General features: G+C 66.6%; 8 protein-coding genes. 7 read left to right on the top strand and 1 reads right to left on the bottom strand.

Going from position 1 to position 8,395, the window contains the following annotated elements; translation table 11 throughout:
• Nucleotides 1-119: 119 nt before the first annotated feature.
• From yidI to EHH60_RS27270, 5 genes are all read left to right on the top strand, one after another.
• Nucleotides 120-587 (top strand): inner membrane protein YidI, encoded by a 468-nt coding sequence (gene yidI, locus EHH60_RS27290; RefSeq protein ID WP_124162474.1) that lies wholly within the window; start codon nt 120-122, stop codon nt 585-587.
• A gap of 125 nt (nt 588-712) precedes the next feature.
• The gene (gene murA, locus EHH60_RS27285; RefSeq protein WP_124162473.1) at nt 713-2,008 is read left to right on the top strand and encodes a UDP-N-acetylglucosamine 1-carboxyvinyltransferase; all 1,296 of its coding nucleotides are present in this window, start codon (nt 713-715) and stop codon (nt 2,006-2,008) included.
• 80 nt (nt 2,009-2,088) lie between these two features.
• Entirely contained in the window at nt 2,089-3,483 is a 1,395-nt protein-coding gene (locus EHH60_RS27280) for an MATE family efflux transporter (RefSeq protein WP_124162472.1), read from the top strand.
• Nucleotides 3,480-3,968: a DUF2867 domain-containing protein gene (locus EHH60_RS27275; RefSeq protein WP_124162471.1), complete on the top strand. Its 489-nt coding sequence runs from the start codon at nt 3,480-3,482 to the stop codon at nt 3,966-3,968. The genes EHH60_RS27280 and EHH60_RS27275 overlap by 4 nt, the downstream gene beginning before the upstream one ends.
• Nucleotides 3,965-4,615 (top strand): 2-hydroxychromene-2-carboxylate isomerase, encoded by a 651-nt coding sequence (locus EHH60_RS27270; RefSeq protein WP_124162470.1) that lies wholly within the window; start codon nt 3,965-3,967, stop codon nt 4,613-4,615. The genes EHH60_RS27275 and EHH60_RS27270 overlap by 4 nt, the downstream gene beginning before the upstream one ends.
• A gap of 1 nt (nt 4,616) precedes the next feature.
• Here EHH60_RS27270 and EHH60_RS27265 read toward each other — a convergent pair whose 3' ends face one another.
• Nucleotides 4,617-5,732, bottom strand: a complete 1,116-nt coding sequence (locus tag EHH60_RS27265; RefSeq protein ID WP_124162469.1) for an FUSC family protein — start codon at nt 5,730-5,732, stop codon at nt 4,617-4,619.
• A gap of 118 nt (nt 5,733-5,850) precedes the next feature.
• Here EHH60_RS27265 and EHH60_RS27260 point away from each other — a divergent pair, with 118 nt between their 5' ends.
• Together EHH60_RS27260 and EHH60_RS27255 are read left to right on the top strand one after the other, a co-directional pair.
• On the top strand, nt 5,851-7,218 hold the full coding sequence (locus EHH60_RS27260; protein WP_124162468.1) for an MmgE/PrpD family protein: 1,368 nt from the start codon (nt 5,851-5,853) through the stop codon (nt 7,216-7,218).
• Between the two features lie 189 nt (nt 7,219-7,407).
• Complete coding sequence (locus tag EHH60_RS27255) at nt 7,408-8,325, top strand: pirin family protein (RefSeq protein ID WP_124162467.1); 918 nt, start codon at nt 7,408-7,410, stop codon at nt 8,323-8,325.
• Nucleotides 8,326-8,395: the final 70 nt, after the last annotated feature.

The raw sequence follows: 8,395 nt of genomic DNA, 5'->3' as shown, positions 1-8,395 counted from the left end.
CCCCGCGAGCGGGGGAGGGAGCGCACCACCCGCATGGCAACCGCCCTGAACCTCCCCCCTCTCGCTAGCGACGAAATGGCATGAACCCGTTGGCCATTCCGGCCGGGAAGCCTCGCGCCATGATCGCCTCTGCAACGCCCAGTTCCACCGTACCGCCCCGCCGACTCGGCATCATCGGCAGCATCGTCGGCGTGCTGGCGCTGATGGCGGCGGTGCTGCCACATTGGGTGGTGCCGATCGTGTTTCCGCCGCCGCCGGCGGACCAGGTGATCGTCGACACCGGGCATCGCATCAAGGACCGCATCGCCGCAAAGGTGAAGGGCGTGGAATATCAGGCCCCGAAGGTCGAAAAGTCGGCTGGACGAAGCTGGAGTGAAACCGCCTCGGTCGCCGCGATCTCGCTCGGCCTGCTCGCCATCCTGTTCTCAGTTCTCTCGCTGATCTTCCGGGAGGAGCGGCTCCTTGGCGCCGTCGCCGCCACACTCGGCACCGGCGCCATCGCGATCGAGATCTCCTTCTTCATGATGGGCGCGCTGATCCTGATCGCAATCCTCTATGTGATCGGGAATATCATCGGACTGTTCTAAGGGCGGCTTCCCGCCACAAGCGTCAGGCGGAGCCGCGAGTCCCGGCGAGCACAATTGCTCCCGCGCTCAATTCTCTGTAGTTTCCGCCGAAACGGCCCCGCCCACCAACAGACAGCGAGAATCACGTGGCGCCCATCCAATACATCGTCGAGGGCGGTCACCGGCTCTCGGGCTCGATCGAGCCGTCCGGCAACAAGAATTCGGCGCTGCCGATCATCGCCGCCGCGCTGCTCACCGAGCATCCGGTGACGCTTCACAACGTGCCGCGGATCCGCGACACCGAGACGCTGGTCGAGCTGATCCGCTCCGTCGGCGCGTCGGCGGAATGGAGCTCCCGCAATACGCTGGTGATTCACGCCAAGAGCATCCGCGCCGCCGACCTGGACCCCGAGCTCTGCGTGCGCATCCGCGCCTCGATCCTGCTCGCCGGGCCCCTGCTCGCCCGCTGCGGCGAGCTGATGCTGCCGCCGCCCGGCGGCGATGTCATCGGCCGGCGCCGGCTCGACACCCATGTGCTGGCACTTGAGCAGCTGGGGGCAAAGGTCACCGCGACCGACCGGCTGGAGTTCCGCGCGCCGAAGCTGACCGGAGCGGACGTCTTCCTGGACGAGCCCAGCGTCACCGCGACCGAGAACGCCCTGGTGGCGGCGGTCGCCGCCGACGGCGTCACCTATTTGCGCAACGCGGCGTCCGAGCCGCATGTGCAGGACCTCGCCAATTTCCTGGTCGCGCTCGGCGCGAAGATCGAGGGCATCGGCACCAACACCATGATCGTGCACGGGCCGGCGACGCTGGGGGAAACGACTTACCGGATCCAGCCCGACCACATCGAGGTCGGCTCGCTGATCGGGCTTGCCGCCGTGACGCGTTCGCCGCTGCGCATCACGCGCGCCGGCGTCGAGCATCTGCGCTCGATCCGCATGGGTTTCGAGCGCCTCGGCATCCTCTGCCGCGTCGAGGGCGACGATCTCATCGTGCCCTCGAACCAGACGCTGAAGATCCAGGACGATTTCGGCGGCCATGTGCCCAAGCTGGAGGACCAGCCCTGGCCGGCCTTCCCGGCCGACCTGATGTCGATCGCGATCGTCACCGCCACGCAATGCGAGGGCGTGATCCTGATGTTCGAGAAGATGTTCGAATCGCGGATGTTCTTCGTCGACAAGCTGATCGCGATGGGCGCGCGCATCGTGTTGTGCGACCCGCACCGCGCCATCATCGCCGGCCCCAGCCGCCTGCACGGCGCGACGATGACCTCGCCCGACATTCGCGCCGGCATGGCCATGCTGCTCGCCGCGGTATGCGCCGAGGGCACCTCGACCATCAACAACGCCGACCAGATCGAGCGCGGCTATGAGCGCATCGACGAACGGCTGAACGCGCTCGGGGCGAAGATCAAGCGCGTGCCTGAGAGGAAGGGCTGAGGTCCTTCTTCCTTCTCCCCTTGCGGGGAGAGGGAAACGTGGGCCATGTTTTCGACGTGTGGCTGTGCTATTGAGCCGCCATGCTCGACACCGTCCAACAACATGCGCAGCCGCAGGCCGGCGTGCCGCCAAACCATCTCGCCCTGGAATTCGTCGAGACGCTGCGCCTCGCCGTGCCGTTGATGCTGACGCAGCTCGGGCAGATCGCGATGATCACCACCGATCTCGCGATGATCGGGCGGCTCGGCGAGGATGCGGTGGCCGCGGCGGCGCTGGCCCATACGGTCTATTTCGTCAGCTTCACCTTCGGGCTCGGATTGACGTCCGCCGTGTCGCCGCTGGCGGCGCAGGCGTTCGGCGCCGGCGATGTCAGGCTGATCCGCCGCTCTCTGCGCGTCGGGCTATGGGTCGCGCTGCTGATCTCGCTGCCGATGATGGCCTCGCCGCTCTATGGCGAGCAGATCCTGCTCGCGCTCGGGCAGGCGCCGCATTCAGCCAATCTCGCCCAGCGCTACCTGAACGGACTTGCCTGGGGCATTGCACCGGCGCTCGGCTTCATCGCGCTGCGTGGCATGATGAGCGCGGTAAACCGGCCGCAGGCACCCCTGTGGATCACGGTCGCGGCGATCCCCGTCAATGCCGCGCTGGTCTATGCCCTGATCCACGGCCTGTTCGGCGTGCCGGAACTCGGCCTGTTCGGTGCGGGGCTTGCGACCACGCTGGTCAATCTCGGCACCTTCGTCGCCGCTCTCGCCATCGCCGGGCTGCGCAAGCCGTTTGCGGACTACCGCCCGCTCGCACGTCTGTGGCGGATCGACTGGCCCTTGATGCGCCAGCTGATTGCGATCGGCGCGCCGATCTCGTTTTCGCTGCTGATGGAATACGGCCTGTTCTCCTCGGCGGCACTGCTGATGGGATTGATCTCAACCACGGCGCTCGCCGCGCATCAGATCGCGCTCCAGGTCACGGCCGTGCTGTTCATGGTGCCGCTCGGCATCGGCATGTCGGCGACGGTGCGGGTCGGCCATGCCTTCGGCCGCGGCGATCCCGCGGCCGTGAAGCGGGCAGGACTGGCTGCGGCCGTGCTCGGCGTCGCGCTGGTGTCCGCGCTGACGATCGCCATCATCATCGGGCGCTACCAGCTCGGCCGGCTGTTTTTCGGCGCCGGCAGCGAAAGCGCGGCCACCGTCGAGCTGACCGGGACGCTGCTGGTGGTCGGCGCCACCTTCTTCATCGCCGACGGCCTCCAGACCATCATGGGTGGCGCGCTGCGCGGCCTCAACGACACCAGGATGACGCTGCTGTTCGCGGCGATGGGCTATTGGGCCGTCGCCTTTCCGATCGCCTGGGTGCTGGCGTTCGATGCCGGGCTCGGCGCGGTCGGCGTCTGGATCGGATTCTCGGTCGGAACGTTCGTTTATGCCGGGCTGCTGATCTTGCGCTTCCGGATGCTGACGCGCAGATTGGCGGGATGATCGGGACCGTCCGCGAAGTCACACCTGAGGTCGATGCCAATGCACTGCTGGCCGGTGCCCAGTTCATCGACGCGTTTCGCGTGGAAATCGGCGCGACGGCAGTGAATGCCCGCGAGGCCTGCACCAGGATGGTGCTGGACGGACCGCGCTGGATCGACGCACTGCTGCGCCTGCGCAACATTCTGGTGAAGCCGTTCGGATTGAAGACATCGGGCGAAGGCGCCCCGGCGCCGCACGGCCTGATCGGCCTGTTTCCGGTGCTGAGCGAGACGCCGGAGCAGCTCGTCGCCGGCTTCGACGATTCGCACCTCGATTTCCGCATCGTCGTCGACGTTTCAGGCAATGCCGCGAGCCGGCAGGTGACCTCGACCACGCTGGTGCGCACGCACAACCTGCTCGGCCGGACCTATCTCGCGCTGATCATGCCCTTCCACAAGCTCGTCGTCCGCAACATGATGGGACGGATCGTGGAGCCTGTCCGATGACGCTGTCCGTCGACCTCTTCTACTCCTATCGGAGCCCATACAGCTATCTGGCGCTGCCCAAGACACTGAAGCTCGTCGAACAGTATGACCTCGCAGTGAACCTGCGTCCGGTCTATCCGCTGGCGATCCGCGAGCCGGGCTTCTTCAAGAAAACCAACCCGCAATTCATTCGTTATGTGGTGCTCGACAGCACGCGCGTAGCGGAGCACGAGGGCATTCCGTTCCGTTTTCCCCGGCCCAATCCGATCGTGCAGGACCTGACCACGCTCGAGGTCGCGGCGGAGCAGCCCTACATCCATCGCCTCACTCGCCTCGGCGCCATGGCGCAGCTCGAAGGGCGCTCGCTTGCATTTACCTACGCGATCGCGCGCGTATTGTGGGACGGCTCGGTCTCGGGGTGGAACGAGGACGATCACCTGGCACGGGCCGCCGAACGAGCCGGCTTCGATCTCGCCACGATGGATACGGCCATCACCGCAGATCCGGACCGTTACGAGCGGGTGATCGCGGAGAACGAGAAGGACCACGCGGCATCAGGCCATTGGGGCGTGCCGACCTTCGTGTTCGAGAACGAGCCATTCTTCGGCCAGGACCGCATCGATCTCCTGGTCTGGCGCATGCAGGGCAAGGGCCTGACCAGACGGTAGCTTACTCCATCACCCGCGCGGACTTGCCGGCCGCAGCCTCCGACCATTCACCGACGACGCGGTCGAGGTCGCACAGATTCTGATGCATCTGCTCCAGGGAGAAACCGAGCGCGAAGAAGCGCTCGGCGGTGTCGCTGGGCTGGCCGCGAATCAGGCCATCCTGGCGGACCAACGCGACCGCCTCGGCATAACGCTGGAGCGCGACGTGGACGGGATGGATCGGCGGCGCACCGGCGCCTTCGCGCAAGGCCGCGGCGGCCGAGCGGAGGAAGCGCGCGATCACCGTCGAGACCTCGGTCAGCGGGCCCGATAGTCGCGTCTGCACCTCGATCGGCAACGGCACGACCGTCGCCCGGCCAATCATGACGACGTCATGTCGCAGCCGCAGGATGGTTCGCAGCAAGGGACCGGTATCAGGGCCACTCGACAGGCGCACGGCGCGCTCGCGCTCGGCCTCGGAGCCGATCGCGTTGAGGCTGACCATGGCCGTGCCGATGCCGTCCTGGATCCGGTGCAGCGCGTCGTTGTCGCGGCCGCGCGTGAGGCCCGCGAGCAGCTCGGTGAAGGCATCCGCGATCAATTCGAGCAGCGTCGCCGCGCTGGCGCGGATTTGCCGCACCGCGCGCGAGGGCAGCACCAGGAACGAGACCAGCAGCCCCGTGACGGCGCCGACCGCGACCTCGCTGACCCGGTCGATCGCCGAGGTCATGGGATCGGAATGATGCATGGTCGGAATCAGGAGCACGATCACGGCGGTGACCGTGGCGGCGCTGAGGCTCGGATGGATCGCGGCGATGAAGGCGAGCGGGGCGACGGAGAGGACCAGAAGCCCCAGCAGGCCGGCTTCGCTGGAATAGGGAATCAGGATCGCAATGGCGCCGCCATAGACGGCGCCGCCGATGGTGCCGAGCAAGTAGTCGCGCGTCGCTTTCAGCGAGCGGCCGACGCTCATCTGGGTTACGATCAGCGAGGTCAGCACCGCCCAGAGCGGCAGCAACAGATGCAGCGCGGTCGCGATCGCATAGGCCGCAGCCGCGGCCACCGTGACCCGGATCGCCAGCCCCAATTGCGTCCGCCGCGACCTGATGTGGTCGAACAGCTCTTTTTTGAGTGCCATCGAAGTCCCGGTCCGATCCTGGAAGCCAAGCAAAAGCATGGCTGATGCCCGCAGCCCCAAGGCCGCTTGAAAGGCCAAATCAGCCCGCCTAACTTGCGCGCCAAAACGAGGAAACACGATGGCCCACGAAACCGCAACGCTCGCCGCCTATGTCTTCCATCTGAAATACCAGGATATTCCGGCGGAGGTGCTGGGTCGCGCAAAAGTGCTGACGCTGGACTTCCTCGGCAGCGCGATCCGGGCGAGACGCGAGGCCGAATCGACCCCGTCGATGCTGAAAATGCTGGAGGCGCTGGCGCTCGATACCAAGGGCGAATCCACCGTGTTCGGCGATGCCAAGACCTGGACGCCGGCGGTCGCGGCGCTGCTCAACGGCGCGCTCGGCCATTCCCTCGACTTCGACGACACCCACGCCGATTCCTCGCTGCATCCGAGCGCGCCGGTGGTTCCTGCCGCCTTCGCCGTCGGCGAGATGGTCGGCGCGTCCGGCCGTGACGTGCTGACCGCGATCGTTGCGGGCTATGAGGTCTGCTGCCGGCTCGGCAACGCGCTCGACCCGACCTCGCATTATGCGCGCGGCTTCCACCCGACCGCGACGGCCGGCACCTATGGCGCGGCGGCGGCGGCCGGCAAGCTGTTCGGCCTCAGCGAGAAGCAGCTCATCGCCGCCTTCGGCGTCTCCGGCAGCCAGGCCGCGGGCTCGCTGCAATTTCTGGTCAACGGCGCCTGGAACAAGCGCTACCAGGTCGGCGCCGCCGCGATGAACGGCGTGATCGCCGCGACGCTCGCCCGCAACGATTTCGTCGGCGCGACGGAATCGGTCGAGGGCAAGCACGGCCTGCTCGCCGGCTATACCGACGACGCGCATCCGGACAAGGCGGTGGCCGAGCTCGGCAAGACCTACGAGACCATGAAGATCGGCGTAAAACCCTATCCGAGCTGCCGCTACACCCATGCCGCGATCGACGCGCTGATCGCGATGCGGCGCGAGCACAATCTGACGCCGGACCAGGTCAAGCGGGTCGAGATCGGCCTGCACCGCAACGGCATCACGCTGACCGGCGATGCCGCGACCAAGCGACACCCGCGCTCGATCGTCGGCGGCCAGTTCTCGATGTTCTTCACCGGCGCGCTCGCGCTCGACCAGGGCTCGTTCGGGTGGGACGACTATAACCGGCTCGGCGATGCCGCGATCGACGCGCTGGCCGACAAGTTCGACGTGGTGCAGGACGACCGCCTCGAGATCGGCCGTACCCATCCGTTCGGCGCCCGCGTCAGCATCACCACCGACGATGGCGTGCATGAGCGTCTCTACGCCGATCCTTCCGGCGAGCCGAATTCGTTCCCCGACACGCAGGCGATGCAGCAGAAATTCCTGACGCTGGCGCGCCCGGTGCTGAACGCACGCGCGGAGAAGTTCGCGGACGCGATCATGACGCTGGAGCGGTTCGATCGCGTGGCACAGGCGACGGAGCTGGGGCGATAGTCGCCGTCCCATTCGCCTCGCCCCGGTTGCCGCGCTATCGCATCTGATCGTGACGGTGAAGCTTCGACGACAGCTTGTCACACGTCGGATCCGGCTGCCCTGCGGCAAGTGCTTGATTGCGGGGTTTGCCGCGACGACGATGTGGATTCCTGCTACGATCGCGTTCAAGGAAGGCAAAAGGAGTCCTCCATGAGCTGGCAACCCTCGAACGATCCCGTGCTAGGCGATCCCATGTCCTGCGATGCGCTCGATCTCGTCATCGTGCCGCGGACGCGCGATCTCGGCGATGGCTTCGCGGTGCGCCGCGCGCTGCCGCATGGCAAGCGGCAGATGGTGGGGCCTTTCATCTTCTTCGATCATTTCGGTCCGGTGCAGTTCGTCTCCGGCAAGGGCATGGACGTGCGGCCGCATCCGCATATCGGGCTCGCGACCGTCACCTATCTGTTCGACGGCGCGATCATGCATCGCGACAGCGAGGGTAACGTCCAGGAGATCGCGCCGGGCGCGATGAACCTGATGACGGCCGGCCGCGGCATCGCCCATTCCGAACGCACGCCGGATGCGCAACGCGCCTCGGGCCAGAAGATGCTCGGCCTGCAAAGCTGGATCGCGCTACCGGCGGGATCGGAAGAGATCGCGCCGTCGTTCCAGCACTACGGCGCCGGGGACCTGCCGATGATCTCCGAGCGCGATTTTACCGCACGCGTGATCGCGGGCTCGTCCTTCGGCATCGCCTCGCCCGTCACGATGGTGTCGCCCTGGTTCTACACCGAGGTCACGGCAGTCGCGGGCGCGACGGTGCCGCTCGATCCTGATCATGAGGAGCGCGCGATCTACATGGTGGACGGCGAGGTCGAGATCGCGAACGAACGTTACGAGGGGCCGCGGCTCCTGATCTTCCGGCCCGGCGACCGCATCACCGTGAAGGCGCTCAAGGCCACGCGGATGATGTTTCTCGGCGGCGATGCGCTCGAAGGCCCGCGCCACATCTGGTGGAATTTCGTCTCCTCCAGCAAGGAGCGGATCGAGCAAGCCAAGCAGGACTGGAAAACCGGCCGCTTCGCCGCAGTTCCGCAGGAACACGAGTTCATTCCGCTGCCGGAATAGGCTAATCCGGTTTCCGGCTGCGCCATCCGGCGCGGCCGGGTTTTTGCCCGAAGGCCATGCCTGCAAAAGA

It is taken from the genome of Bradyrhizobium sp. RP6, from assembly GCF_003837805.1.
Classification (GTDB): Bacteria; Pseudomonadota; Alphaproteobacteria; order Rhizobiales; family Xanthobacteraceae; genus Bradyrhizobium.
The sequence above is the reverse complement of the archived record's forward strand: the minus strand, read 5'-3'. Positions and strand labels throughout refer to the sequence as shown.